This window comes from Pseudomonas sp. S3_B11, assembly GCF_054667715.1.
This window is the reverse complement of the sequence record NZ_CP162749.1, coordinates 3,021,424-3,047,450: the sequence shown is the minus strand read 5'-3', so window position 1 is coordinate 3,047,450 and position 26,027 is coordinate 3,021,424. Positions and strand designations below refer to the sequence as shown.

24 protein-coding genes and 1 pseudogene are annotated in these 26,027 nt (G+C 62.0%); 17 read left to right on the top strand and 8 right to left on the bottom strand.

Features of this window, described 5'->3' with window-relative positions:
- The first annotated feature begins 68 nt into the window (after positions 1–68).
- Positions 69–1,394 carry an alginate export family protein gene (locus AB4O22_RS13765; RefSeq protein ID WP_460096495.1) on the top strand — a complete coding sequence of 442 codons (1,326 nt, stop codon included), beginning with the start codon at positions 69–71 and terminating at the stop codon, positions 1,392–1,394.
- Positions 1,395–1,582: 188 nt separating this feature from the next.
- Here AB4O22_RS13765 and AB4O22_RS13760 read toward each other — a convergent pair whose 3' ends face one another.
- Entirely contained in the window at positions 1,583–2,335 is a 753-nt protein-coding gene (locus AB4O22_RS13760) for an IclR family transcriptional regulator (protein ID WP_223471695.1), read from the bottom strand.
- Positions 2,336–2,608: 273 nt separating this feature from the next.
- On the opposite strand from AB4O22_RS13760, the gene AB4O22_RS13755 reads away from it, so the two are divergent.
- The 15 genes and pseudogenes from AB4O22_RS13755 to AB4O22_RS13685 all read left to right on the top strand — a co-directional run bounded on the left by AB4O22_RS13755 (position 2,609) and on the right by AB4O22_RS13685 (position 17,992).
- On the top strand, positions 2,609–4,150 hold the full coding sequence (locus AB4O22_RS13755) for an acetolactate synthase large subunit (RefSeq protein WP_028236537.1): 1,542 nt from the start codon (positions 2,609–2,611) through the stop codon (positions 4,148–4,150).
- 10 nt (positions 4,151–4,160) lie between these two features.
- Positions 4,161–5,651, top strand: a complete 1,491-nt coding sequence (locus tag AB4O22_RS13750) for an aldehyde dehydrogenase family protein (protein WP_003200795.1) — start codon at positions 4,161–4,163, stop codon at positions 5,649–5,651.
- Positions 5,652–5,677: 26 nt separating this feature from the next.
- Positions 5,678–6,472 carry an SDR family NAD(P)-dependent oxidoreductase gene (locus AB4O22_RS13745; RefSeq protein ID WP_003200796.1) on the top strand — a complete coding sequence of 265 codons (795 nt, stop codon included), beginning with the start codon at positions 5,678–5,680 and terminating at the stop codon, positions 6,470–6,472.
- A 12-nt stretch (positions 6,473–6,484) separates the two neighbouring features.
- Positions 6,485–7,525, top strand: a complete 1,041-nt coding sequence (locus AB4O22_RS13740; protein WP_043042836.1) for a VPS10 domain-containing protein — start codon at positions 6,485–6,487, stop codon at positions 7,523–7,525.
- Positions 7,526–7,536: 11 nt separating this feature from the next.
- Positions 7,537–7,986: a VOC family protein gene (locus tag AB4O22_RS13735; protein WP_003200799.1), complete on the top strand. Its 450-nt coding sequence runs from the start codon at positions 7,537–7,539 to the stop codon at positions 7,984–7,986.
- 14 nt (positions 7,987–8,000) lie between these two features.
- Positions 8,001–8,603 carry an amino acid synthesis family protein gene (locus tag AB4O22_RS13730; protein ID WP_013693046.1) on the top strand — a complete coding sequence of 201 codons (603 nt, stop codon included), beginning with the start codon at positions 8,001–8,003 and terminating at the stop codon, positions 8,601–8,603.
- Between the two features lie 25 nt (positions 8,604–8,628).
- Positions 8,629–9,492: an alpha/beta fold hydrolase gene (locus tag AB4O22_RS13725; RefSeq protein ID WP_039011653.1), complete on the top strand. Its 864-nt coding sequence runs from the start codon at positions 8,629–8,631 to the stop codon at positions 9,490–9,492.
- A gap of 2 nt (positions 9,493–9,494) precedes the next feature.
- Positions 9,495–11,103, top strand: a pseudogene (locus AB4O22_RS13720) (bifunctional 3-(3-hydroxy-phenyl)propionate/3-hydroxycinnamic acid hydroxylase).
- Positions 11,100–11,864 (top strand): 2-keto-4-pentenoate hydratase, encoded by a 765-nt coding sequence (locus AB4O22_RS13715; RefSeq protein WP_003200807.1) that lies wholly within the window; start codon positions 11,100–11,102, stop codon positions 11,862–11,864. Before AB4O22_RS13720 ends, AB4O22_RS13715 begins: the two are co-directional and overlap by 4 nt.
- A 172-nt stretch (positions 11,865–12,036) precedes the next feature.
- The gene (locus tag AB4O22_RS13710) at positions 12,037–12,978 is read left to right on the top strand and encodes a helix-turn-helix domain-containing protein (RefSeq protein ID WP_003200808.1); all 942 of its coding nucleotides are present in this window, start codon (positions 12,037–12,039) and stop codon (positions 12,976–12,978) included.
- Positions 12,979–13,216: 238 nt separating this feature from the next.
- Entirely contained in the window at positions 13,217–13,885 is a 669-nt protein-coding gene (locus AB4O22_RS13705; RefSeq protein ID WP_003200810.1) for a GntR family transcriptional regulator, read from the top strand.
- A 76-nt stretch (positions 13,886–13,961) separates the two neighbouring features.
- Entirely contained in the window at positions 13,962–14,768 is an 807-nt protein-coding gene (locus AB4O22_RS13700) for an ABC transporter substrate-binding protein (RefSeq protein ID WP_013693048.1), read from the top strand.
- Positions 14,769–14,780: 12 nt separating this feature from the next.
- Positions 14,781–15,557, top strand: a complete 777-nt coding sequence (locus AB4O22_RS13695) for an amino acid ABC transporter permease (protein ID WP_003200814.1) — start codon at positions 14,781–14,783, stop codon at positions 15,555–15,557.
- Positions 15,558–15,559: 2 nt separating this feature from the next.
- Positions 15,560–16,339: an amino acid ABC transporter ATP-binding protein gene (locus AB4O22_RS13690; RefSeq protein ID WP_003200817.1), complete on the top strand. Its 780-nt coding sequence runs from the start codon at positions 15,560–15,562 to the stop codon at positions 16,337–16,339.
- Between the two features lie 42 nt (positions 16,340–16,381).
- The gene (locus AB4O22_RS13685; RefSeq protein ID WP_223471699.1) at positions 16,382–17,992 is read left to right on the top strand and encodes a gamma-glutamyltransferase family protein; all 1,611 of its coding nucleotides are present in this window, start codon (positions 16,382–16,384) and stop codon (positions 17,990–17,992) included.
- 55 nt (positions 17,993–18,047) lie between these two features.
- Here the strand turns inward: AB4O22_RS13685 and AB4O22_RS13680 are convergent, their stop codons facing one another.
- From AB4O22_RS13680 to AB4O22_RS13660, 5 genes are all read right to left on the bottom strand, one after another.
- Positions 18,048–19,286, bottom strand: a complete 1,239-nt coding sequence (locus tag AB4O22_RS13680; RefSeq protein ID WP_003200821.1) for a DUF2599 domain-containing protein — start codon at positions 19,284–19,286, stop codon at positions 18,048–18,050.
- 143 nt (positions 19,287–19,429) lie between these two features.
- Entirely contained in the window at positions 19,430–19,588 is a 159-nt protein-coding gene (locus AB4O22_RS13675) for a hypothetical protein (protein ID WP_003200823.1), read from the bottom strand.
- A gap of 61 nt (positions 19,589–19,649) precedes the next feature.
- Positions 19,650–20,681, bottom strand: coding sequence for an NADP-dependent oxidoreductase (locus tag AB4O22_RS13670; RefSeq protein ID WP_053162371.1), 1,032 nt, complete (start codon positions 20,679–20,681; stop codon positions 19,650–19,652).
- 99 nt (positions 20,682–20,780) lie between these two features.
- Complete coding sequence (locus AB4O22_RS13665; RefSeq protein ID WP_460096492.1) at positions 20,781–21,569, bottom strand: SDR family NAD(P)-dependent oxidoreductase; 789 nt, start codon at positions 21,567–21,569, stop codon at positions 20,781–20,783.
- A 76-nt stretch (positions 21,570–21,645) separates the two neighbouring features.
- The gene (locus AB4O22_RS13660; RefSeq protein WP_460096491.1) at positions 21,646–22,740 is read right to left on the bottom strand and encodes an alkene reductase; all 1,095 of its coding nucleotides are present in this window, start codon (positions 22,738–22,740) and stop codon (positions 21,646–21,648) included.
- 170 nt (positions 22,741–22,910) lie between these two features.
- Between AB4O22_RS13660 and AB4O22_RS13655 the strand changes: the two genes are divergently transcribed.
- Positions 22,911–23,498, top strand: a complete 588-nt coding sequence (locus tag AB4O22_RS13655) for a TetR/AcrR family transcriptional regulator (RefSeq protein ID WP_100264163.1) — start codon at positions 22,911–22,913, stop codon at positions 23,496–23,498.
- Between the two features lie 27 nt (positions 23,499–23,525).
- Here the strand turns inward: AB4O22_RS13655 and AB4O22_RS13650 are convergent, their stop codons facing one another.
- Both AB4O22_RS13650 and AB4O22_RS13645 read right to left on the bottom strand, forming a co-directional pair.
- Complete coding sequence (locus tag AB4O22_RS13650) at positions 23,526–24,518, bottom strand: LacI family DNA-binding transcriptional regulator (protein WP_460096489.1); 993 nt, start codon at positions 24,516–24,518, stop codon at positions 23,526–23,528.
- 75 nt (positions 24,519–24,593) lie between these two features.
- A complete protein-coding gene (locus tag AB4O22_RS13645; protein WP_460096487.1) occupies positions 24,594–25,958 on the bottom strand; it encodes a glycoside hydrolase family 32 protein in 1,365 nt (454 codons plus the stop codon).
- Positions 25,959–26,027: the final 69 nt, after the last annotated feature.

Genomic DNA, 26,027 nt, shown 5'->3' with positions numbered 1-26,027 from the left:
GCCGCTTGCGGTGCCGGCTCCTGCATATAAAAACAGCCTACAAGGGCGCACCATAAGGAGCTCCAGCCATGCGAAATCTATCGCGTATGGGATTTTTCGGCAGTGGCCTTGCCTGTACGCTGGCGCTCTGCGCTGCGAGTCAGGTCCAGGCCTATGAGTTGTATGCCGATGACGATACTCACCTCAACGCCGACATGCTGGCCGTGTTCGGTCTTTTCAACAGTCGCAAGAATTACGACGGCAGGCCAGGTGGTTCAACCTGGCGCGAAGGCTTCATCAAGTATGGCGTCAGCGGCGACCAGGGCCTGGCCGGCCATGGCACCGCCTACGGGGCGTTCAGCCTGGTCAGTTCCGCCACCTGGGGCGATGGCGACGCGGCCGGCAATACACTGGGCAGCGAGCGCAAGACGAAGATTGAAGACGCTTACCTGGGTTGGCGTTCCGCCGATCTGTTCCCCGTATTGGGACAGGACGGTGTCGATATCTCCGGCGGTCGCCAGGTGGTCAAGCTGGGCAGGGGCTTCCTGATCAACGATGACGGGCCGAACCTGGGCAAGGGGCCTGCCGATGGTCGCTTGAATCGCGGTGGAGCCTATTACCTGGCTGCCCGGCACGCGTTCGATCAAACCGCCGTATTACGTCTCGGCGGGCAGGATGGGCTGCATGGCAGTGTGGTGTGGCTCAAGTCCGATAACCGCGCCCAGGCCGAAACCGAACTGGCCGCCGGTACGCTCGATTACACCGCCAAGGCGGGCACGTTGGGGCTGACCTGGATACATGGCCTCGACGTGAACGAGCAGTGGGCCAGCGATTTCCAGAAGCAACGCAAGGGCATGGACGTCTACAGCATTCGTGGTGAAGGTGACGCGGGCATCGAGAACGCCAGCCTGGCATTCGAATACGCCTGGCAGGACAAGGACGCCGGCCCGCAGAACGCCTGGTACGCCGAGGCCGGCTACACCTTTGCCGATCTCGCCTGGGCTCCGAAGCTGACGTACCGCTACAGCCGTTATTCCCAGAAGTGGGACTCGCTGTTCACCGGGCAGAGCACGGGCTATGGCACCTGGTTCCAGGGCGAAGTCGCGGGTAACTATGCAGGGCCCTTCAACAGTAATACGGCTATCCACCATGTCGGCTTGAAGGCCACGCCATTGGAAAACCTGACCCTTGGCGTGTTGTATTTTGATTTCAACACGGTACGCAAGGATAGCGCCCTGAACCTGGATGCCCGTGAGCTGGATCTGTATGCCGAGTGGGCGGTCAACGAGCATGTGATCATCACTCCGCTGATAGGCCTCTACAAGCCGGATCGGGATGCAACGACCGGGGCCAATCAAGTGGCGGGCAATGGCACCAACGTGTACAGCCAGGTGACGGTGGCCGTTCCGTTCTGAAGTAGGGGGTGTTCGATAAAACCTGTGGCGAGGGAGCTTGCTCCCGCCGGGACATGTAGGAGCTGCCGAAGGCTGCGATCTTTTGATCTTGATCTTTCGCTTGGGACTCAATGGGGGGGCGAAAAGATCGCAGCCTCGCTTCGCTCGACAGCTCCCACAGGGCAGCGGTATGGCCGCACCTCCGGTTTCTAGCCGATGGCAGGCGGATTCTGCATTCTCTCGGCAATCCGCCGGGTGGTGTCCATCACCATTTCAATCACGGTTTCCTGGCGCAGCAGTTTGAAGCTGTCGGTGCTGCCGACGGCTGAAAGGCTGCCCACCACCTCGTCGAGCCCAGGGTTGATGATCGGTGCCGCGATACCGGTGAGTCCCAGGTTGAGTTCGTCGTGGGTCATGCAATAGCCGTCCTTGCGGATCTTTTTCGTCACTTTGGAGAAGCTTGCCCAGTCATAGCCGTTGTCGGGGTCGTTGGCCATGTGTTCTTCGAACAGGCGTTGCAGGCGCCGTCCCTTTTGGAAGGCGATCAGCACCTTGGATTGCGCACCGCGAAAAAACGGCAGCGGCTGGCCGCGACCGAATGCGAACTGGTAGGTGTCGTTGGGTTCGGCGATGTAGGTGTTGATGATGTGGCCGTCATAGAAAACGCTGGCGAACACCGCAAGGCCCGTGGCTTCGGACAGCTGGTGCATCAACTCGCGGCCCGCCACGAGGATCGGGTCGTACTGGCGCATCATCCAGTCGAGCTCGATGATCCGTGGCCCCAGGCCGTAGCTGCCGGCATCCACCCTGACCAGCAGGCCCGCATCACACAAATCCTTGACGTAGCGGTACACGGTCGCCCGTGACAGGCCCATGCGCTCGGCGATGGTGTCGGGGTCGATCTTCAGCGTTGCCGGGTCGAACAGGTCCAGCACACTCAGCATTTTGCTCAGACTGCTCATTTCGCTCCTAAAGGGGGGATGGCGCGTAGGTGGTCGTTGGGTGAGCACTATAGGTAGGTGCGCCGATGATGAAAAGCCCGCTCGCTCGGCGAACAGGGCGTTGCCACGATACGTCAGCGCTTGAGAAAAACATACATATTGAAGGTGGTATTTACGTCATATTTTTGCATAAATCTCAAAATAAGAGTTTTTATGTATAAAAATGCTTGAGCGTAGGGTTTTTCTGTGTGATAAATCTCAGCCACTGCAAACGCTCGATCAAGAGGGCTGGAAATGAATGGTGCGCAACTGATAGTGAAAGCGGCGGTGGCGAGTGGTATCGAATACTGCTTCGCCAATCCCGGAACGACTGAAATTCCCCTGGTGGCAGCCATGGCCAGTGCGCCAGCCCTCAAGCCGGTGTTGTCCTTGTTCGAAGGGGTGTGCACCGGTGCTGCGGACGGCTATGGCCGGATTGCCGGCAAGCCGGCGATGACCCTGACTCACCTGGGGCCAGGCTTTGCCAATGGCATTGCCAACCTGCACAACGCGCGTCGCGCCAACACCCCGATCGTCAACGTCATCGGCGATCACGCGTCATGGCACGTCAATTACGATCCGCCGCTGGCCAGTGATATCCAGGCGCTGGCCGGGAGTGTTTCCGGATGGGTGCGCACATCGCGCACCGCATCGGGTGTCGGCGAAGATTTCCAAGAGGCAGTGCGTGCCGCCTGGCAAGCCAACGGGCAGATCGCCAGCCTGATTCTGCCGATGGACCTGCAAGCCAACACGGTGCAGCACGAGAAAGCCTTCACGACATTGCAGGCCCCGGTTCGCCGTTTTGCCGGTGACCGGATCGAGGCGGTCGCCCAGGCCCTTCGCGATGGCCAGCGCCTGGTGTTTATCGTTGGCGACCAAGGCTTGTCCGTCGCCGGACTCGAAGCGGCGGGGCGCCTGGCACAACTGCCAGGCGTGCGCCTGTTCGCCGAAACCTTTCCGCGCCTGAGCTATCGCGGTGGTGGTTTGCCTGACCTGGATCGCCTGCCTTACTTCCCCGAAGTGGCCATTGAGATTCTTGACCAGTACGACGCGGTGGTGTGCGCCGGCGTGCCGGACCCGATCAGTTATTTCGGCTACGAAGGCATCGCTTCTCGCCTGGCCGAACGTGAACGCCTGCTCTGCCTGGCGGAAGTAGGGGACGATGTTGCCGGCGCGCTCACTGCGCTTGCCGATGCGCTTGAAGCGCCGGCTTATGTGCCAACGCCAACCGGTATCGAGCTGCCGCCAAGCGAAGCTACGTTGACACCGCAGTCCGTGGGTCAGGTGCTGGCTGCGTCGTTGCCCGACGACTGCATCGTTTCGGTGGAAGGCGGGACGTGCGGCTATCCGTTCTTCACCGCCTCGGCCCATGCCGCACGGCATCGGGTCTTGACCAACACCGGTGGCGCCATCGGCCAGGGCATCCCGGTGGGTTTTGGCGCCGCCATGGCCGAGCGCGGCAACCGCGTGTTCTGCCTGCAATCGGACGGCAGTGCCCAGTACACCATCCAGACCTTGTGGAGCATCGCCCGCGAGCAACTGCCCGTGGTGATCCTGATCGCGGCCAACCATCGCTACGCCATTTTGCAGAACGAGCTGCGCCGCTTCGGCATGACCGAGCTGGGCCCCGAGGCCCTGAGCCTGACGGTGCTGGACCGTCCACGCATCGATTGGAAGGCTTTGGCCAAGGGCTACGGCTTGCCGGCCAGCACCGTGCACACCAATGGTGAATTGCAGCGCGCCCTGGCCAACGCCAAGGCCGATGGCGGTCCTTGCCTGATTGAAATGGCCCTGTGAAGGAGCGGATATGAACCCGATTCAATTGTTACCTGCCGTCGAGAAGTTCCTGTCGCAGCCCGGGCGCCTGTTTATCGGCGGGACCTGGCAGGACGCCGCCAACGGCCGCCGGTTTTCCGTGGAAAACCCGGCCACTGAGCACATCCTGGCGGAAGTCGCCGAAGGCGGCGAACGCGACGTGGATGCCGCCGTCGCTGCCGCCCGCGCGGCCTTCACCGGGCCCTGGGCGCAGCACTCACCGGCCCAGCGCGGGTTATTGCTGTTTCGCCTGGCGGAACTGCTTGACCAGCATCGCGAAGAGCTGGCGCAACTGATCACCCTGGAAAACGGCAAGCCAATCGCCGCGGCCCGGGGGGAAGCGGCCAGTGCGGCCAATATCATTCGTTATTTCGCTGGCTGGCCGACCAAGATCGAAGGCAGCACGCTGCCGGTATCGCCGTCCAGCGGCGCGCCGATGCTCAACTACACCTTGCGCGAGCCGGTGGGCGTCTGTGCCTTGATCGTGCCGTGGAACTTCCCGCTGACCATGTGTGTGTGGAAGCTTGGCCCGGCGCTGGCGACCGGTTGCGTCGCGGTGCTCAAGCCCGCCGAACAGACGCCTCTGGTTGCGATTCGCCTGGTGCAGTTGATCGAGGCCGCCGGTTTCCCGGCCGGGGTGGTCAACCTGCTCACCGGCCTCGGCGTGCATACCGGCGCACCGCTGGCCCAGCACCCGGACGTGGACAAGATCGCCTTCACCGGTTCGACCCAGGTGGGACGACTGATCGCCCAGGCGGCCACGGGCAACATGAAGAAGGTCTCCCTGGAGCTGGGTGGCAAGTCCCCCAACATCATCCTGCCGGACGCCGATATCGTCCGTGCCGCCAAGGGCGCCGCCGACGGCATTTTCTACAACCAGGGGCAGGTCTGCACCGCCGGATCGCGTCTCTACGTGCACGCCAGCGTCCTCGATCAGGTGCTTGAGGAACTCCAGCGCCATGCGGCCGCCCATGTGTTGGGGCCAGGCCTGGATCCGGCCAGCAGCATGGGCCCTCTGGTCTCGGCCCGGCAATTGGGCACGGTGCATGGCTACCTGCAACGCGGCCAGGAAGAAGGCGCCGAGCTGATCTGCGGCGGTGATCGGCCGGCCCACCTGGAGCGCGGCCACTTCATCCGGCCCAGCGTGTTTCTCGACCGCGCCGAGCGCGCCTGTGTCGCCCGGGAGGAAATCTTCGGGCCGGTGCTGACCGTCATGAGCTGGACCGAGATCGATGAACTGGTGCTGCGCGCCAACGACTCGCCCTATGGCCTGGCCGCCGGGCTCTGGACCCGTGACTTGCGTTCCGCCCATCGCGTGGCCGCCCAGTTGAAGGCCGGCTCGGTGTGGATCAACTGCTGGAACGTCGTCGACCCAGCCTCGCCATTTGGTGGCTACAAGCAATCCGGCTGGGGCCGGGAAATGGGTAAGAACGTGATCGATGCCTACACCGAAACCAAAAGTGTCTTCGTCGATCTCGCCTGAGCCGAACAATCACAAGAGGAACTGCTATGGATCTGGAATTACAAGGCCGCGTGGCGATCGTCACTGGCGGTGGCATGGGCATCGGCAAGGAAGTCGCGCGCTTTCTGTCCCAGGAAGGTTGCAAGGTGGTGATCTGCGCGCGGCGCATGGAATACCTCCAGCAAGCCGCCGAGGAAATTACCGCAGAGACCGGCAACGAGGTGCTGCCGCTGTTCTGTGACACCAACCAGATGTCGGCGGTGTCCGACATGGTCGAGGCTGCCCACAAGCACTTTGGCCGCATCGACATCCTGGTCAACGGCGCCGCGGCCCCGTCCGGTGTGGTGCGCAACGACATCGAGCACGCCGGCGACGACGAACTGCTCTCGGACCTCAACACCAAGGTGATCGGCTATTTCCGTTGCGCCAAGGCCGTGACCCCGCACATGAAGGCCGGTGGCTTCGGTCGCATCATCAATATCGGTGGCCTGACCGGGCGTGGCAGCAAGGTCCTCTCGGGCATGCGCAACCTGGCCATCGCCCACATGACCAAGACGCTTTCCGACCAACTGGGCCCAGCTGGCATCACGGTCAATCTGATCCACCCCGGCGTCGTGGACACCCCGCACATCCAGGAGCTTTACGAGCGCGAAGGGATCAAGCAGGGCAAGACGCCCGAGCAGGTGGAGCAGGGCTACATCGACGCAACGCCGATCCGACGCACCCTGGCACCCATCGAAATGGGCTGGCTGATCGGTTTCCTCGCATCCCCCAAGGCCGGTGCGGTGACCGGGGAATCCATTGGTATCGACGGCGGCTTGACCCGCGGCATCTTCATTTGAGGAGCAGCAGTGATGAGTAACGGAACCCTTTTGGTCGCCACCGTAGGGCAGGCGGTCATCCGCAGCGCCGACGATGGCCGTACCTGGCATCGCCTGGGCCTGGGCCAAGACCTGGAATTCGACGCGATCACCCGCTCCCTGAGCTTGCATCCAGGGACGCCTGAGGTGATCTATGCCGGCACCGATGTCGGCCTGTGCATCAGCCGTGATACCGGAGGCCATTGGCAGCGGGTGGATTCGCCATTCAACGGCCAGACCGTCTGGAAGGTGGCCGTGGATCCTCAGGACGCACAGCGGATTTTCGTCGGCACCGGTGCGCCGTCGCGCGCGGTGCTGTGGCGCACCCTCGATGGTGGCCAGACCTGGGAACGTGCCCCGGTGGAGATCCCGGAGTTTTGCGAAGGGGTCAGCCGTCCACGCTTGCTGGCTTTCGCCTACGACCCGACCGATCGCAACCAGTTGTGGTTCGGCCTGGAAGAGGGCGGGTTGTTCCACAGCCGTGACGGCGGCGATAGCTGGACCCGTGTCGATGACCGCCTGCTGTGGGACTTCAACTCGGACGTGCACAACATCGTGGTCCTGCCCAACCACGGGCAAAAGGTCATCGTGGTGGTGTGCGTCAACGCCGTTTACCGCAGCCTCGACGAGGGGCAGACCTGGACCGGCATCGTCGCCCGGGAAACCTTCGGCCTGTACTACGTGCGCGCCATAAATGCAGCGCTGGGCAGCGAGGATACGCTCTACCTGAGCATTTCCGACGGCACCCCTGGCACGACCAGCAAGGTGCTGGTCTCCCGGGATGCCGCCCTCAGCTGGGAAGTGCTGCCACTGCCGCAACAGCCCAACTCCTGTGTCTGGGCGATTGCCTTGAACCCTGCCGACCCTCGCCAGATTGTCGCCGGCACCAAGTACGGGCATCTGTTCACCTCCGAGAACGGCGGTGACGGCTGGCAGAAGCAGTGGCGTGAATTCAGTGAAATCGCTGATGTGCTCTGGACGCCCGCGGTGGCGCAAATCAAGTCCGGGCATCAATCCATCATCAAGAAGAACTGAGGTATCGCGCGATGAAAGTCGAAGTCGTTCGTACTCACCTGTCGCTGTCCGTGAGCGACCCTGAAGTGTCGGCGCGTTGGTACGCCGACGTGCTGGGCATGCATGAAAGCGCCCGGGGTGAAAGCTGGATCATGATGGCCTTCGGTGCCAAGCACCACGATATCGCGTTGCTCCGTGCAGCACCCGGGGCCCACCAGGGCGGCCTGGGGCTGCAGCACTACGGGCTGGAGATCGCGGGCGACATGACCACCCTGCGCAAGCTCTACGGCATGTTGCTGAAGAAGGGCGTCGAGGTGGTGAAGATCACTGACCACGAGATCGGTAACGGCGTGTATTTCAACGACCCCGATGGCAATCGCCTGGAATTCTTCCTCGAGTCCGAACACGACGATGCACGCGGCAAGGCCCGCTTCAAGGCCGCTGGAGCCCCCAGCCGGCATTTCGATCTCGACCCACTTTGAAAGAGACTTCTTTTATGAAAACCGCAAATTTCGCCAGTTACCACATCCGCAAATGGTACACCTTCGTCGAGGAAACCCTGGCCAACGAAACGGGCCAGTTGGCCGATGGCGAGCCGCTGTTCAAGTACGCCATTGGCGCGGTGATCGCCAACCCTTATGCCGGCCGTTTCAGTGAAAGCCTGGCCGAGTTGATTGAGCCATCACCCTTGCTGGGTCAGGAGTTTGGTCGGCGCATCCGGGTACTGGCCGGTCAGCACAAGATCGTCAGCTATGGCAAGGCGTGCCTGGTGGGCAGCCAGGGCGAGTACGAGCATGGCAATGCATTGTTGACCAATCCGGCGGCGGATCCGATCCGCGTCGCATTGGGCGGCGGCAAATCCTGGGTGCCTTCCACGGGCAAGCGTGGCGGGCCTGGCGTGACCATCGATGTGCCGCTGGCTCACAAGGATGCGCTGTATGTCCGTTCGCACTACGACAGCATTTCGTTGTCGTTCGGTGATGGTCCGGCGGCCGACGAATTGATCATCATCTGGGCCTTCGCCACGCGTGGGCGCTTGCATGCGCGCCTGGGTGGCCTTGAGGCTGCCGACGTCAAGGGCAATGACGGCCTGTATTGAGGTACGGATCGTGGGAAGCAAACGAATGTCTGCAAACAGCCAGTTCTTCACCAATCGATCGGGGCTGCGCCTGCATTATCTGTCCTGGGGCAATCCGTCGGGCATTGCGGTGGTACTGCTCCACGGGCTGCGCTCCTATGCCCAGACCTGGGATGGCCTGGTCAATGCGTTGGGCGAGCGGTACTGCTGCTATGCCCTTGACCAGCGTGGTCGTGGCCACAGTGACTGGGCGGATGCCTCCAGTTACCGGACCGAGGCCTATGTCAACGATCTTGAAGATCTGGTGGCGCATCTGGAACTGCAGCGTTTCGTCCTGGTGGGGCATTCCCTTGGCGGCACCAATGCACTGGAGTATGCGCGGCTCAATCCGGGACGACTGCAAGCGTTGGTGATCGAGGACATCGGCCCTGGTTCTTCGGTCAGCGGTGACGGCGCCGAGCGCATTCGGCGCGAGATGAGCCAGACACCGCTGTTGTTTCCTGACTGGGAGAGTGCCGCCCAGTTCTGGCTGCAAGCGCGACCTGGCCTCTCTCAGGAGGGGCTGGCTTCCAGGTTGATGTATTCCATGAAGGAAACCCTGGCTGGAATCGAATGGCGTCACGACCAGCAAGGTATTGCCCAGGCGCGCCTGAGTATTACCCCGACCGACCTGTGGCCGGCGGTACGGGCGCTGGATTGCCCGACGCTGTTCATTCGTGGCGCCCGTTCCGATTTCCTGCCCTTGGCGACCCTTGAGTCGATCAAGCAGGCCGGTAAGTGGGTGCGCACAGAGGAAATCGCCGACGCCAGCCATTATGTGCATGATGACCAGAGCGAAATGTTCAACCTTGTCGTCATGGACTATTTGTATGACCAGTGCCTACAACCACAACAACAAAGCGGTGAATAGCGATGAAGCAGGAGAAAACCCAGGTTGTCATCGTGGGCGGCGGCCCCAACGGGATCACGGCCGCTCATTACATGGGGCTGTACGGCATCGACTGCATCGTCCTTGAGTTGGCTGACGGCGTCCTGCCGTATCCGCGTGCGGTGGGCATGGATGACGAGGCCCTGCGTGTGTTGCAGGGCATCGGCATCGCCGAACTGGCCGCGCGCGACATGATCTGCAACGTGCCCTTGCGTTACTACAATGCGCGAGGCGTGTGTTTTGCCGAGGTCAAGCCGAGCACGGCAAACTATGGCTGGCCGATGCGCAACATCTTCATGCAACAGTTGCTGGAAACGACGTTGCGCGAGCAGTTGGGCAAGCACGCCAGTGTCGAGTTGCGCCAGGGCCATGAAATGCTCGATCTGGAGCAGGATGCCGAGGGCGTGACCTTGCAGGTGCGCGATGCCCAGGGCGAGCTCTATCAATTGCAGGCGCAGTACGTGATCGGCGCCGATGGTGGACGTTCCAGCGTGCGCAAGAAACTCGGCATCGAGCTGCTGGGGCTGACCCATCCGCGCAAATGGGTGGTGATCGACACGGCCAACGATACCCTGGATGCACCGTATACCGCCCTGCATGCCGACCCTCAGCGACCTTTCGTCTGCATCTACTTGCCGTATCAGCAGCGGCGCTGGGAGTTCATGCTCCTGGAGGGCGAAGACGAGACCCGGATGTGCGAAGAGACGACGATCCGGGACTTGATCCGTGGGCATATCGGCGATGCGGTCGATCAACTGGAAATCATCCGGATCCGCGCCTACACCCATAACTCTCGGGTCGCGGCGCGCTTTGTCCAGGGCCGTGTGGCCTTGGTGGGGGATGCGGCGCATATTTCCCCGCCCTGGGCCGGGCAGGGGCTCAATTCGGGCCTGCGTGATGTCGCCAACGTCACCTGGAAACTCGCCGCGATCCTTCAAGGGCGAGCGTCGCCGACGATTCTTGCCAGTTACGACCAGGAGCGCCGTGGGCACGCGACCGATCTCATCGCGTTGGCCGACAACATGGGCGCGGTGCTGGGGCTGACCAACCCGTTGATGGCCGGTGTGCGGGACTGGTTGTTCCAGGCCGTCAACAGCGTCGACAACCTTCGCTCGCACTTGCTGGAATTCAAGTTCAAACCCAAGGCGACCATCACCAAAGGCCTGGTGCATCACGAGCGTGCCGAGCTGCATGAGGATGATCTGGTCGGGCAGTTGTTCATCCAGCCGTCTCGTCGAGGACGCCCAGGGTCAGCGCCGGCGCCTGGACGATGTACTGGGGCATTCCTATGCGGTGCTGGGGTATCGGGTCAATCCGAGCGAACAGCTCAGCGAGCAAACCGCCGCCTGGTGGGCGCGCTGGGAGACGCGCTTCATCCAGATCAATCGCTCGCGCAGTGGCGTGGGGCGTAATCAACCCTTGTCCGCCAGCGGTGCCATTTGCGTCGAGGACATCGATAATCGCTTGGGCGAATGGTTTGCCAAGGTGCGTGACTGCGTTGTGGTGGTGCGGCCAGATCGGTTCGTTGCCGCGATCACCACACCCGAGCGGCTCGAAGGCGTTTTGCGCAAACTGGCGGAGCAACTCTCATGAAGCGTGAGGATGATTTCCTGATCCGGCTCCACGATGCTGCGCAGGTCGTACACGCCTTGCCTTCGTTGGAGCCTCAGGCCCTCGACCTGTCGGCGGGCTATACCTTGCAACGCGAGGCGCTGCGCCGGCGCCAGGCCGCTGGTGAGCGGTTGACCGGGTGGAAAGTGGCCTTCGCCGGCCGCGCCGCCCAGGACCGTTTCGGTATTGATGAACCGGTATTGGGCGCGCTGACCGATGCCATGGCTGTGGAACCCGGCAGCACGGTGCCCCTGGCACGGCTGATCCAGCCCAAGCTGGAGATCGAGCTGGCGTTTGTCCTGGGGCGCACGCTGGTGCCAGATTTCTACAGTGACGAGGACATCCTCGCCGCCATTTCCGAGGTCGCGCCGGCATTCGAAATTGCCGATTGTCGCTGGCAGGGCTGGCGTTTCGGTGTCGGAGCGTTTCTTGCCGACAATGCCGCCGCGGGACTGTATTGCCTCGGGGCCAGGGTGGGGTTCGATCCGGATCGACTGCCCGAAGTGAACTATCGCCTGGTGCATGACGGCGTGTCCTGTGGTGAAGGTAACGTCCTGGCGCGCGAGGACACACCTCTGGCGAATCTGTGTTGGCTGGTCCGGCGGTTGCTGGCCGACGGGCAGCGCGTTGAAGCGGGGCAGGTGGTGCTGTCCGGGGCGTTGTTGGCGCCGATGGACGTCAGGGCAGGCGAATATCGTTTGCACATGCTTGGCACGGAACTGGCTTTGGTTTTCCGACAATAAGAACGGTTCACGAGTCCGTGGCGAGGGAGCTTGCTCCCGCTGGGCTACGCAGCAGACCTGTTTTGTGAGCGCTTCGCGCTCAAGCGGGAGCAAGCTCCCTCGCCACAGGTTTATCGACCTCTTTGGATATCAGCACCAGGGTTAAGCACAGCACCACCGAGGAACAATGATCATGTTCGCCGAAGTCCGTACCTTCAATGATCCTCAGCAACATGCCGGTTCGATCCTGGGCTGGCAACAGGTCTATGACCAACTCGGGCGTGGCTGCCTTTCCAGCGAGCTGCGGCAGGTGTGCGCCGATCGCTTCCAGATCTTCCAGGAGGTGCTGGATAAGCGTGTGGTGCAGCGCGGTTGCGCGCCAAAAGGGCGCTTGTGCATTGCCATGTCGCTGGGCGGTGCGCCGGTGGTCCAGGGGCACCAGGTGGGCGCCCACAGTGTCGTGCTATTGCGCGATGGCGAGGACTTCGTCTTGCACGCCCCGGAAGGCATGCACTTCTTTGCGGCCAATGTCGACACGGTGCGGTTCGCCAAGCTGGCGGCCTACGAACTGTCGAGCGAACAGCTCAAGCGCCTGCAAAGCGTGTCCCAGGTCAGCGTGGATGAGGCGGTGCTGCGTCGCGTGCAGCAAAGGATCCACCCACTGTTTCGTCAGCTTTTGGAACAGGCGGACGCGGTCAATCCGGCCTCGGAAAAAATCCTCGAGGACGTGCTGCTCAACGCCTTTCTCGACTTGTTCAGTCACGCTTCGGACGAGGTGCGTGGCCGGCGCGGCAATTTTGCCGTCAGTGCCTATCTGGTCAAGCGTTGCCAGGAGCTGGTCGTCACCAGCGCAGAGGTGCCCTTGAGCATCCTCGACTTGTGCGAGCAATTGCGGGTGAGTCGCAGGACCCTGCAGAACAGTTTCCAGGCGGTCACCGGGATGCGTCCGGTGGAGTACCTGCGCAACCTGCGGCTCAATGCCGTGCGCCGGCGTTTGATCACGACCCGTGCGGCGGCATTGAACGTCAGTGAAATCGCCGTGGCGATGGGGTTTTTCCACCTGAGTCATTTTGCGGCCCATTACCGGGCGCTGTTTGGCGAGTCACCCTCAGATACACCCAGGGCACCTGCATGATGGGCTGCTGCCTGCGGTGTTACCGAAGCGTCATCCTGCACACATAAAGGGCAGCCACTGAGCTGTTTGGTAGCACAGGTGTGCGGCCAAGCCTATGGCAGGGCTTTAAGGCTGGCAGTGGTTTTCCTCTGAAAATTCCTTCAAATCAAACACTTGCACGATTATTCGTGAGCTTGGCACGCATTCTGCCTTTTTGAATCCATGGATAATTGGATACAAAAATTCAGAAGGTGCTGCCATGCAATTTGCCCCGACTTACGCTGAACGTCCGCCGATGACTGCCGAGGAAGAGGCCTACAACTTCCTGCTCGATGCCATTTGTGGCGGTCGGTTACGCAAGGGCGACCGGCTGATTGCCGAGGACATCGCCAACGAAATCGGCATGAGCCGGATGCCGGTGCGCGAAGCCTTTCGCCGTCTGGATGCCCAGGGGCTGGTGACCCTGCGACCCAATCGCGGGGCGATTGTCAGCGGCCTGGACATCGATGAGTTGCACGAAGTCTTCGAGATGCGCAGCGCCCTGGAAGGCCTGGCAGTCCGTGTCGCGACAGCCAGAATTGGCGAGCGCCAGTTGGCTGCCTTGGAGCGACTGCTGGACGAGATGGACGATTACCGCGAGGAAAGCGCCGAGTGGGTCAGCCGCCATCGCGCGTTCCATGAGTACCTGTGCAGCCTCAGCGGTCGTCCGCGATTGCTCAAGCAGATCAGCGCGCTCTATTCCCTGATCGAAGCGCCCATGCGCCTGTGGCTGCAGCATGTGGAAAAGCCCCTGAGTGCGCGCCAGGAGCACATGCTGATCCTCGATGCCCTGCGTGCGGGCGACGCCGACAAGGCCGAGGCGGTGGTGCGTGCGCACATCGAAGGCACCGTCCCTGAATTGATCGAGTTCCTGCAATCGAAAAAATAACGAGAGCGGGCTCCGAGCCTGCCCGTGTTCTGACTTTGAGTACTGCCCGTTACTTACTGAACTGGAGTGTCTGGTCATGCATAAGCCTCGCCTGTTGGTTGCCGCTTTATCCTTGGGTTTCTGTGCACAGTGGGCGGTTGCCGCGCCCGTTGTCCCGGAGCGTTTGCTCAAGGTCGATAAACTCGTCTACTGCTCGGGCATGGATTCGCCGCCGCTGGTGTCCTTCGATGAGGCGCAGAAACCCAAGGGACTGACCGTGGACCTGGGGCTGGAAATCGCCAAGCGCCTGGGCGACAAGAAGGTGGAATGGCGGGTCATTCCCTTTTCCGGGCTGCTCCCCGCGTTGCTGGCTCGACAGTGCGACATGATCGTCGACCAACTGTTTGACAAGCCCGAGCGCCGCGAGGTGATCGACATCGTCAACTACATGTATTCCAGCCAGGCGGTGGTGGTGCCCAAGGGCAATCCAAAGGGCCTCAAGACGCTGGCGGATCTCTCCGCAGACAAGGTCGCGGTACTTAACGGTTCCACCATCAAGACCCTGCTCGACGCCGAGAACGAGACCCTGGCCAAGGCCGGCAAGCCGCCTATGAAACTGGTGGTCTACAACTCCGACACCGATGCCTTCCAGGCTCTGCGCATCAGCCAGGTCGACGCCTACGGCACCACCGTGGAAACCGCCGGTTATTACGCCGCCATGGCGCCCGATCTGTTCGAGGAGGGCGTGCCAGCCTTCAGCCGGATTCTCACCGGCCTGGGCATTCGCAAGGACGACCCGCAACTGACCGCCGCCGTGCAGCAGGTCATCGGCGATATGCGCAGCGACGGCAGCTACAGCCAACTGCTGGGCAAATGGCATGTCGCCAGTGACACGCTTGATTGAGGTGAACCACCGATGAATTTCAATTGGGATGTGTTCTGGCAGTACCTGTTGCAGCCCAGTGGGGTGTACCTCACCGGGCTCTGGCTGACCTGCCTGATCAGTGTGCTGGCGATGCTGCTGGGCTGTGCCCTCGGGCTGGCTGCCGCGCTGTTGCGGTTGTCGAGGAACCCGTTGCTGCATTTGCCAGTGCGCTTTTACGTGTGGCTGATGCGTGGCACACCGTTGCTGGTGCAGATCGTCTTTCTCTATACCGCGCTGGCCGCTGGCGGGATTTTCCGCTTCGAAGACATCGACCTCTTTGGGCTGGTAATCCCTGGCAATATCCAGGCGGCGATCATTGCCCTGGGTCTCAACGAGGGGGCCTACATGGCCGAGATCATCCGCGCCGGCATCGGTGCGGTGGACAAGGGCCAATACGAGGCCGGGCGCTCGCTGGGCATGACCTTCGCCAAACTGATGCGCCGCATTGTCCTGCCCCAGGCGTTCCGGGTCATCGTGCCGCCGCTGGGCAACGAGTTCAACGTGATGCTCAAGAACACCACGCTGGTCAGCGTGATCGGCGTACAGGAATTGTTGCTCAGTACCCAGATGGTCACGTCGGCGACGTTCCGGGTGTTCGAACTGTATCTGGTGGTGGCGATCTACTTCCTGTTGCTGACCACGCTGTGGGGCTTTTTCCAGCGCTGGCTGGAAGCCCGTTTCGGTCAGTCGGACCGGCCCTCGTCACCGCCGCCGGCTTCGACGCGGATGTTCGGTCGCAGCACCCTGAACCTGCTGAGGGCACGTTAACCATGGCGCATAAAAGCGAAGAGCTGATTATCGAGGCGCTGGATGTCCACAAGTCCTTCGGCGAGCTGCAGATTCTCAAGGGCATCTCCCTGCAAGTGCGGCGCGGCGAAGTGGTGGTGCTGATCGGCGCTTCGGGCTCCGGCAAGACCACCTTCATCCGTTGCATCAACCTGCTGGAGGACATCCAGGGCGGGCGGATCCGCGTCAACGGCCGGGCCATGGGCTATCGCGAGCGGGCCGACGGCAGCCTGGTGCGTGAGTCGGAGCGCAACATCGCCCGTCAGCGGCGGGACATCGGCATGGTCTTCCAGCGCTTCAACCTGTTTCCTCACATGACGGCCCTGGAGAACATCATCGAGGCGCCGATCCAGGTGCTTGGCGTGACTCGCACCGCAGCGCTGGAGCAGGCCCGCGGCCTGCTGGAGCGGGTCGGCCTGGCGGACAAGGCCGATCACTACCCGTCGATGCTTTCCGGCGGCCAGCAACAGCGAGTGGCGATCGCCCGGGCCCTGGCGATGAAACCCCAGGCCATGCTGTTCGACGAACCCACCAGCGCCCTCGACCCGGAGACTGTCGGCGAGGTGTTGCAAGTGATGAAGGAGTTGGCCGAGGAGGGGATGACCATGGTCGTGGTGACCCATGAAATGGGCTTTGCCCGGGAAGTGGCCGACCGTGTGGTGGTCCTGGACCAGGGCGAGCTCATCGAGCAGGGGCCGCCGGAGCAGATTTTCTGTCACCCCATTCATCCTCGTACCCGGGCTTTTCTCAGTCGCGTGTTATGACTTTTCCCGGCCACTGAATTCCTGTATCGAAGAGCCTTCGCCATGCTGAAATTTTCTGCCCACCAATACCCTTATCCGTCGCAACGCCAGAGCGTTTTCGCCCGTCGGGGCATGGTCGCCGCGTCCCAGCCCCTGGCTGCCCAGGCGGGCATCGAGATCATGCAAAAGGGCGGCAATGCCATCGACGCCGCCATCGCCACGGCAGCCGCACTGACCGTGGTCGAACCCACCGGTTGTGGCATTGGCGGTGACGCCTTCGCGCTGGTCTGGTGCAAGGGCCAGTTGCACGGCCTCAACGGCAACGGCCATGCGCCGGCCGCCTTGAGCATCGAGGCGGTCAAGGCCGCCGGCCACGGGCAGATGCCGCTCTATGGCTGGACACCGGTGACCGTCCCGGGCTGCCCGTCGGCCTGGGCCGAGTTGTCCCGACGCTTTGGCAAGCTGCCCTTTGCCGAGCTGCTGCAACCGGCGATCAGCCTGGCGCGGGAGGGCTTTGCGCTGTCGCCGGTGGTTGCCCATCAATGGCAGGTTGCGGTGAACGAGTTCACGCCCCATCGGGATGCCGTCCTCGAGGCCTGGTTCGATACTTTCCTGATCGATGGCCAGGCACCACGGGCCGGGGAGGTTTTTCGCAACCCGGCCCAGGCGCGCACCCTTCAGGAATTGGCCGATACCCGCTGTGAGAGCCTGTATCGCGGTGCGTTGGCCGAGCGCCTGGACGCCCATTCCCGGGCCAGCGGCGGCTATCTGCGGGCCTCGGACCTCAAGGATTATCGTGCCCAATGGGTGGACCCCATCCACGTCAATTACCGAGGCGTGGATGTCTGGGAAATCCCACCAAGCGGGCAGGGCCTGGTGGCCTTGATGGCGTTGAAGATTCTGGAAGGTTTCGACTTCGATCACCGTGACAGCCAACAGACCTGGCATCGCCAACTGGAAGCGATGAAGCTGGCCTACAGCGACGGCCTGCACTACATCACCGATCCTTTGCACATGCGCGTGGCGGTGGCTGACCTGCTCAGCGATGACTACAGTGCCCACCGTCGTCGACAGATCGGCGAACAGGCCCAACCGCCCGCGCCCGGCGACCCCCACGCCAGCGGCACGGTGTACCTGGCGACCGCGGATGGGGAGGGCAATATGGTCTCGTTCATCCAGAGCAACTACCACGGGTTTGGCTCCGGTGTGGTGCTGCCCGACAGCGGTATTGCCTTGCAGAATCGAGGGCAGGAATTCAGCCTCGATTCGACCCACGCCAACTGCCTGGCCCCAGGCAAGAAGACCTTCCATACCATCATTCCCGGTTTCCTCACCCGCAATGGCGAGGCCCTCGGTCCCTTCGGCGTGATGGGCGGCTACATGCAGCCCCAGGGGCATGTGCAGATGGTCATGAACCTGGTGGATTTCGGCCTGAACCCGCAAGCGGCGCTGGATGCACCGCGCTGGCAATGGCTGGGTGGGATGAAAGTCGGGATCGAGCACGGCGCCTCACGGGACCTGGCCAATGCCTTGGTTCGACGGGGGCATGAGGTCCAGATCGCCAGCGACCTGACCGACTATGGCCGCGGCCAGATCATCCTGCGCGACCCGGTCAGCGGGGTGCTGTGTGGTGGTACCGAACCCCGGGCGGATTCGCATATTGCTGTCTGGTAAATGCGCGATCCGCCGACGCCTGGAGTGTCGGCAGGTCGCGTTTGCCGCTCAAGCCTCAGTAAGGATTGCAGTACTGTGCGACAGCCCTGGCCTGGTCGACGTAAGGACGTGCCGGCTCAAGGTTCCACTCGGGTTTGTCCCTGACGGGTTTGCCATCGAAGGTTGCCGCCAGATGACACACCAATTGCCGGCGGAGGGACCCACCGTAGACGCTGTATTGCCGCCATTGCCCGTCGTCTTTGTGCTTGTTGTACAGCTCGGCAAACATCCTGTCGGTCTGGTCATCCTTGATCGCGCGACCACAGGCCGTGGGCACGACCTGGAGCGACCAGGTGTCGGGCCCAAGCTTCGGATCAGGACGTTTTACCCAAGTGCTGGATTCGATGTAGCGGTCACAGAATTGTTGCGTGGGCGGTGGCGTGGTTCGGGTGCAGGAGAACGTGGCCTTGCTGCCCGGCGTCCTGGGGAAGTCGATCTTGATGACGTTGCGATCCTTGCCGGTCTTGTCCTTGTAGTCCCGTTGGTTGGCCAATGCATCGTTCAGGCCACGTTGATCGCTGTAGAAAAACGCCAGGATCGGCAGTGCATCGTCTTTCGGGTTACCCAGGCGCAGTTCGGTCTGGGTTTGAAACTCGCGGGTATTGATGACTTGCCGGGCGCCCATGAAGTTTCGAAACGCGTCGACCCGTTCCCGGCTGCTCATGGGGTTGCGCATATTGAAACCACATTGCAACTGGTCTTGCCTGCGGTCGTTGTTGAACCGGGTGAAATGCGCGACCCAGGCATTGGCGTTGAGGATAGGCGGCGCCATGGCCTGGCAGACCGCCTCTGTCTGGGCGGTGTTTTTGTTGTTGCCGCAGCCTCGGTCATCGCGAAAGTCGGTCCAGGCATCGTTCGGAAATGCGCAGTAGATGTGCACCGGGGTTTCCGGTTCACGTACCTGGTCGATCGGCGTGATGATGTAGCCGTTCTGGGTGCTCATGCCAGGATCTTCATAGCTGATGCCATCGACCCGCATCCAGGAGGCGGCAAAGGTGCCCAGCTCCTTCGCTTTCGGGCTTGGATTCCAGACATCCCATTTCTCGCCCTTCGCCGGATTGGCGCGGTGAGTGCCCCTGATCAGCAATCCCGAACAATCCGAGGCCGGGTCTTGCCGGCAACTGTCGACGGTGTTGTTGTACAACCCCTCCACCCGTTTCAGCGTCTCTTCGCACGACTCGGCATTGGCTGCTGTCGTTTGCCAGAACAATGGGAGGACGAGCAGTGGCGTGATCCTGTTCAAACGTGTCTTCATGACGTGACTTCCTTGTGGTGGAACCAGTAGCCGGCACGGCATTCCATGCCGGGGAAAGAGAAAACAGAAGGGTTCGTGGCGCCCGGCCGACGGGTTTCATTGAACCTGTCGCGGGCATCGGCGGTGTTATGGGCGAGGGCAACTCAACGCGAGAGCGAATGGCAACCGGCCGCAGCATCGAGTTCCTGGTGGATGTTGTAGTTGGGGTTGATGCGGGGCTTCAGCGGATCATGCGGCGACTGGGCAGCTACCGCATGGAACGCCAGGGGCGGGGTAAAAAACGCACGAGCAGCTGCGCACATGTCGACACTCCTTGTCGAACGAGATGGGTGAGTTTCAAGGTAGTCAACCCATTCCCGCAGGTCAAATCAACGCCTTTCCTCCAGGAGCCATTCCCGAGTGAATCTTGATGACGACCTTGCCCTTCGATCGTCCTTGTTCGACATAGCTCAGGGCATCGGCTGTCGCCTCGAAGGGGAAGGATCGGTCAAGCACCGGCTTGATACTGCCGGACTCGACGAGCGTGGTGATTTCACGCAGTTGAGAACCGCTGGCACGCATGAACACGAAGGCGTAGCTCACACCTTTTTGGCGGGCCTTGCGGCGTATACCGCTGCTCAACAGGCCCATGATCAGTCTCAGCACCCAGGAAAATCCCTGGGCCCGGGCGAACTGTGGGGTGGGTGGTCCTGAGATGGAGATGAGCTGGCCGCCAGGTTTCAGGATCTTCAGCGATTTCTCCAGCTCATCGGCGCCCAGGCTGTTCAACACGACGTCATAGTCCTGCAGAACGTTGGCGAAATCCTGTTGCTTGTAATCGATGACAACGTCCGCGCCCAGGGCTTTGACCCACGCCACATTGGCGGTGCTGGTAGTGGTCGCAACGAAGGCGCCGAGGTGCTTGGCAAGCTGGATGGCGAGGGTGCCGACGCCACCTGAGCCGGCCTGGATGAAGACCTTTTGGCCTTTCTTCAATCGGGCTGTTTCAACCAGTACCTGCCAGGCGGTCAGGGCGACCAAGGGCAGGGCGGCGGCTTCTTCCATGCTGATGTTTGCCGGTTTCACGGCCAGGGCATTTTCGTTCACTGAAATCTGCTCGGCGAAGGTGCCGATATGCCCATCCGGGGCGCGGGCATAGACTTCATCGCCCGCCTTGAATTGCTCGACACGGGATCCCACGCGGACCACGACCCCCGCCAAGTCATGACCCAATGCCAAGGGAAATGAGTAGGGCAGGATCAGTTTGAATTCGCCTTTGCTGATCTTTGAATCCAGCAGATTGACGCTGGCGGCCTGCACGCGGACCAGAACGTCATGGTCACCCACGTCAGGGGCCGGTAGCTCGCCGATACGGCCACTGTGCTTGCCGTAGCGGTCGATTAAAAATGCCTTCATGGTGCTTTGCTCTCATAAGGGATGCGGCGCAGTGATCGCCCGGCCCGGCATCCGGAAATACCGGCGCTGTCCTTCGCGCCGGCGCCCGCTAAACAATGATCACGCCGGGTCTTGATAGCGTTCGGCAACATGGGACTGCCGGATTTGCCCGAGCAGGCCTTGACGCGCGGCCTGCAAGGCATCCCAGCGTGCTTCTTCATGCAAGGGCGGGATGGTCACCGGCTCGCGACGATCAAAACCGACCAGCGCGGCATCGACCAGGTCACCGACTTCCATGACTTCATTCAGGGTGTTGATATCGATGCCCGCGCGTTCCCAGATCTCGGTACGGGTGGCCGCTGGCAGGACGGCTTGTACGTAGACGCCTTTCGGAGACAGCTCCAGGCTGAGTCCCTGGGAGAGAAACAGCACGAACGCCTTGGTCGCGCCGTAGACCGACATACCGAACTCCGGTGCCAGGCCAACGACGGAGCCGATGTTGATGATCGCGCCGTCACCCGCTTTGACCAGGCGTGGGGCGATGGCGCTGGCCAGCCGGACCAGCGCGGTGGTATTGAGCGACACCAGGTGCGCGACACTGTCGGTCGACTGTTCGATGAAGGTCCCGGATTGGGCGGCGCCGGCGTTATTGACCAGGATGCCGATGTTGGCGTCATCGCGCAGCCGGGCTTCGACGGTTGTCAGGTCGCCGGTCTGGGTCAGGTCGGCCTGGAGAATATCGACGGCAACGTTGTGTTCGCTGCGCAGCTTGGCGGCCAGCGCTTGCAGGCGCGCGCTGTCGCGGGCCACCAGGACGAGATCGTGTCCACGTTGCGCAAAGCGCTGGGCATAGACAGCGCCAATACCGGTGGAGGCGCCAGTGATGAGAACAGTTGTGCGAGTGTCCATGGAGATTCTCTTCTTCAAGGTGTTGATGAGCGAGTCGCGCGCTGTTGTTCAGGCGCGCGGTCGGGTCTGGCCAGTGTTACTGCGTGCTGGATTCAGCGAGCGTTGGATAATCGATGTAGCCCGTCGCACCACCACCGTAGAGGGTAGCGGGATTGAAAGCCGACAAAGGCGAACCGGTTCTGAGCCGCTCCACCAGGTCCGGATTGCCGATGAACGGCCGGCCGAAGGCGATCAGGTCAGCCTTGTCCTCGACGAGTCGTGAGGTGGCCAGGTCCAAGTCGTAGCCGTTGTTGGCGATGTAGGTTTTTTTGAAGCGCTGGCGCAAGGCACCAAAGTCGAAGGGCGCAACGTCGCGCGGCCCACCGGTCGCGCCTTCGACCACGTGCAGGTAAACGATGTCGAGGGCGTTGAGCTGGTCGACCAGGTAGTCGAACTGGGCCTGTGGCGCGCTGCTGGACACACCATTGGCCGGCGAGACCGGCGAGATGCGCAGGCCGGTGCGGTTGGCGCCGACTTCGTCCACCACTGCCGCGGTCACTTCCAGCAGCAGGCGAGCACGATTTTCAATCGAGCCGCCGTAGGCATCGGTGCGCACGTTGGCGCCGTCCTTGATGAACTGGTCCAGCAGATAGCCGTTCGCGCCGTGGATCTCCACGCCGTCAAACCCCGCCGCGATGGCGTTCGCCGCTGCCTGGCGAAAATCGTTGACGATCCCGGGCAACTCGCTGATGTCCAGCGCTCGCGGTTCGGAAACGTCCTCGAAACTATTGTTGACGAAGACCTTGGTCGCCGGACGCAGGGCGGAGGGGGCTACTGGCGCCGCACCATTCGCTTGCAGGTCGACGTGGGAAACTCGGCCGACATGCCACAGTTGCAGGAAAATCCGCCCACCTTTGGCATGCACGGCCTCGGTGACCGTGCGCCAGCCGTCGATCTGTGCCTGGGTGTAGATCCCGGGTGTGTCCTGATAGCCCTGTCCTTGCTGGGAAATCTGTGAAGCCTCGGAGATCAGCAGGCCTGCCGACGCTCTCTGGCTGTAGTAAGTGGCAGCGAACTCGCTCGGTACAAAGCCTTGCCCCGCACGGTTACGTGTCAGCGGCGCCAGGACCACTCGGTTGGAAAGCGTGAGATCACCCAACGTGTAGGGCGTGAACAGGATCTGGTCGGTCATGACGTCTTGTTTCCGTAGGTTTGGATAAAGGGAGCGCGTGCAGCCTGGCGAGGTGAGCGCGACTTTTCATTAGGATGATGACCGAAATCTAAACTGTCAACGAATTTGATTATGTTCGACATCTATGTATGATGTGAGCATGATTTTCGAGCAGCACGAGGGAGTGAAAAATGAGGGTGACCAAGGCCCAGGCCCAGGCAAATCGGGAGCACATCGTCGAGACGGCCTCTGTCTTGTTTCGCGAGCGAGGCTTTGACGGCGTGGGTGTGGCGGACTTGATGGCGGCCGCCGGCTTCACCCATGGCGGGTTCTACAAGCATTTCGGCTCCAAGGCCGACTTGATGGCCGAAGCGGCAGCTAGCAGCCTTGCGCAGTCGCTGACCGACAATGCGGGCATCGACGTGGCTGATTTCGTCGATCTTTACGTGTCCAGGGATCACCGTGACGGCCGGGGTGGTGGTTGCACCATGGCGGCACTGTGTGGCGACGCTGCCCGTCAATCGCCCGAACTGAAGGCTACCTTTGCCAACGGTATCGAAAACACGCTGGCCGCGCTCGAAAGCCGGTACGAGGCCGGGCAAGACGCGCCGCAGGAAGCGATCAGGGCAAAAATGCTCGACATGTTGGCGCATGCCGTCGGTGCGATCATGTTGTCGCGTGCCTGCCCGGACGATTCCGCGCTGGCCGATGAAATCCTCGAGGTATGCCGCACCCGGATCATCGCGGCGCTGCCGCCGTCGCCCGCGAAGCAGCCTTGAGGGCAGGGCGCCGGATGCCGATTGGCGTTATAGCGACGCCCTGACCACCAGCGGGCAATCCACCGGCTGGGCACCCGATACCTCGAGGTTCTCGATCAGGTGCCGGGCCGCCTGGCGACCGATCTCGTAGTACGGCAGTTGTACCGTGGTCAGTGGCGGGATGAACAGTTCGGCGATGCCGATCATGTTGTCATAGCCGAGCACCGCGACATCGTCGGGAATTTTCAGGCCGCGCCCCAGCAACAGCTGATAGGCGCAAAAGGCGATGCGGTCGTTGCCGCAGACCAGGATGTCGAATTGCGGACGGCCGTCAACGATATGCCGGTCGAGAATGGCGGCGGTTTCACCGTAGGCGTCGTGATCGGAAAGGTCGTACTGCAGGAGTGCTTCAGGTGCCAGCCCGACGGCCTGGCAGGCGCGTTGCAGGCCTTGCTGGCGCAGGCCCCAGGCAAGACTCTTCCTCGGTAAATTGATACACAGCGGGCGCCGATAGCCTTGGCTCAACGCATGCTGCATGGCTCGATGCTGCCCGGCTTCATCATCCGGCACATAACTGACCAGGTGGCTGTCATCGGCCAGGCAATTGGCGAGCACCAGCGGCTTGCTCTTGAGTCGCTCGGGAATGCTCACCTGGCGCAATCCCATGGCACTGAAGATCAACCCGTCGGGGCGGTGCGACAGCATCAGGTCGATGTTCTGGTCGGTGGGCGGGTTGCTCAACAGGTTGAGGATGAAGACGTTCCAGCCTGCCTGCTGCGCGGTCTGTTCGATGGACAGCAGCAACTCGACGGCGAACGGCGTGGTCGCGGTGTCCAGTGCGAACACACCAATGGTGCGCGCCTGCAGGTTGTCGCCGCGCATCCTGCGCGCCGACAGGCTCGGTACGAATTGCAGTTCCTCAATGGCGCGACGTACCCGCTGAAGGGTTTCGGGGCTCAGTTTTTCCGGCGTGTTGAGCGCGCGCGAAACCGTCATCAGGGATACGCCGGCCAGCTGTGCAACGTCTTTCACGGAAGTCATGCGAAGTGCGGCCAGTCAGGTTGACGCAGAATCATGACACAGGCCCTAGGCTTCTCGCGACTCGAATGACGGTACTCACAGCCAGCCCGAGTCCAGCGGCCAGGCCTTGGGAATGGCGACGCGCCCGCCAGTCCCGTTCGCCAACAGCTTCACCCCGAGGCTGTCGGGCCGCGGATAGAGGCGGCTGCTGAAGCTGAAGCGGCCGTTTTCCTCGAACACCTCGATGGACGAGCGATCGAGAAATACCCGCAGGTGCAGTTGTGTTTGCGTCGACTCGATCGACACGCTGCGCTGACCACTCACTTGCGCACCCGAGCGGCTGCGATCGAGCACCAGGCGTTGCAGTGACGCGTCGTAATAAAGCAGGGTTTGTTCCTGCTCATCGGCACTGCAGCGCAAGGCGACGCCCAGGCGGCCTTCGGTGCAGCCGAGCAGATCCAGATGCACATGGATTTCGATCCTGTCGCCCTGCACTTGCGGCACCCAGCAGCTGCCCGACTCGCCCCACGGTGCGACGCTCGGCAGCGGCGCCTGGCGCAGCGCCGTCAGTTCCCGTGCCGGAAACACGCCAAGGCGATCGCCCTGCAGTTCAAGCTCGCGGGGCAAGCCGAGCATGCCGCACCAGTGATGAGCCTGGCTCGGCATCGGGCTTTCCCACATATCCAGCCAAGCCCACACCAGGCGCCGACCATCGGCGGCCTCCAGCGTTTGCGCGGCATAGAAGTCGTGACCGTTATCCAGTTCGATGAACGGCCCGCCGGTGAAGTGCCATTCGCTGTCGAGTCGGCCAATGCGATAACCGGTCTGGTACTTGTTGAGGCGTTCGTAACCTTCGGCTTGCATGCCCTGGGGGGAGTACAGCAGCACGTCGCGCCCGTTGAGGTGAAACAGGTCCGGGCATTCCCACATGTAGCCATCGCCCTCATTGCCGCTGGACACGTAGTCGAGGAATTCCCAGGTGTGCAGGTCGGTGGAGCGGTACAGCGGCAGCAGCGGCTTGTCGCCCAGGCGCGCGCCGGCAATCAGGTACCAATAGCCGTCCTCCTGCCAGACCTTGGGGTCGCGAAAGTGCATGATCGTTTCTTGCGGCGCATTCTCGATGACAGCGCCATGCTTGACGAACCGGATGCCGTCGTCACTGGTGGCCAGGCACTGGACCTGGCGGATAAAGCGTTCGTCACCCACTTCTCCCAGCCAGGTGTGCCCGGTGTAGATCAGCGCCAGGGTGTCGCCACACACCACCGCGCTACCGGAAAAACAGCCGTGGCGGTCGAAGTCATCGCCTGGCGCCAGGGCAAGGGGCAGATGCTGCCAATGGACCAGGTCGGCGCTCTTGGCGTGCCCCCAATACATTGGCCCCCATTTGGCATCGAAAGGGTGGTGCTGGTAGAACACGTGATATTCGCCACGGAAAAACACCACGCCGTTAGGGTCGTTCATCCAGCCCGCGACAGGCGCCAGATGATAGTCCGGTCGATAATCGTCGATGAGACGAGACTGACCTTCACT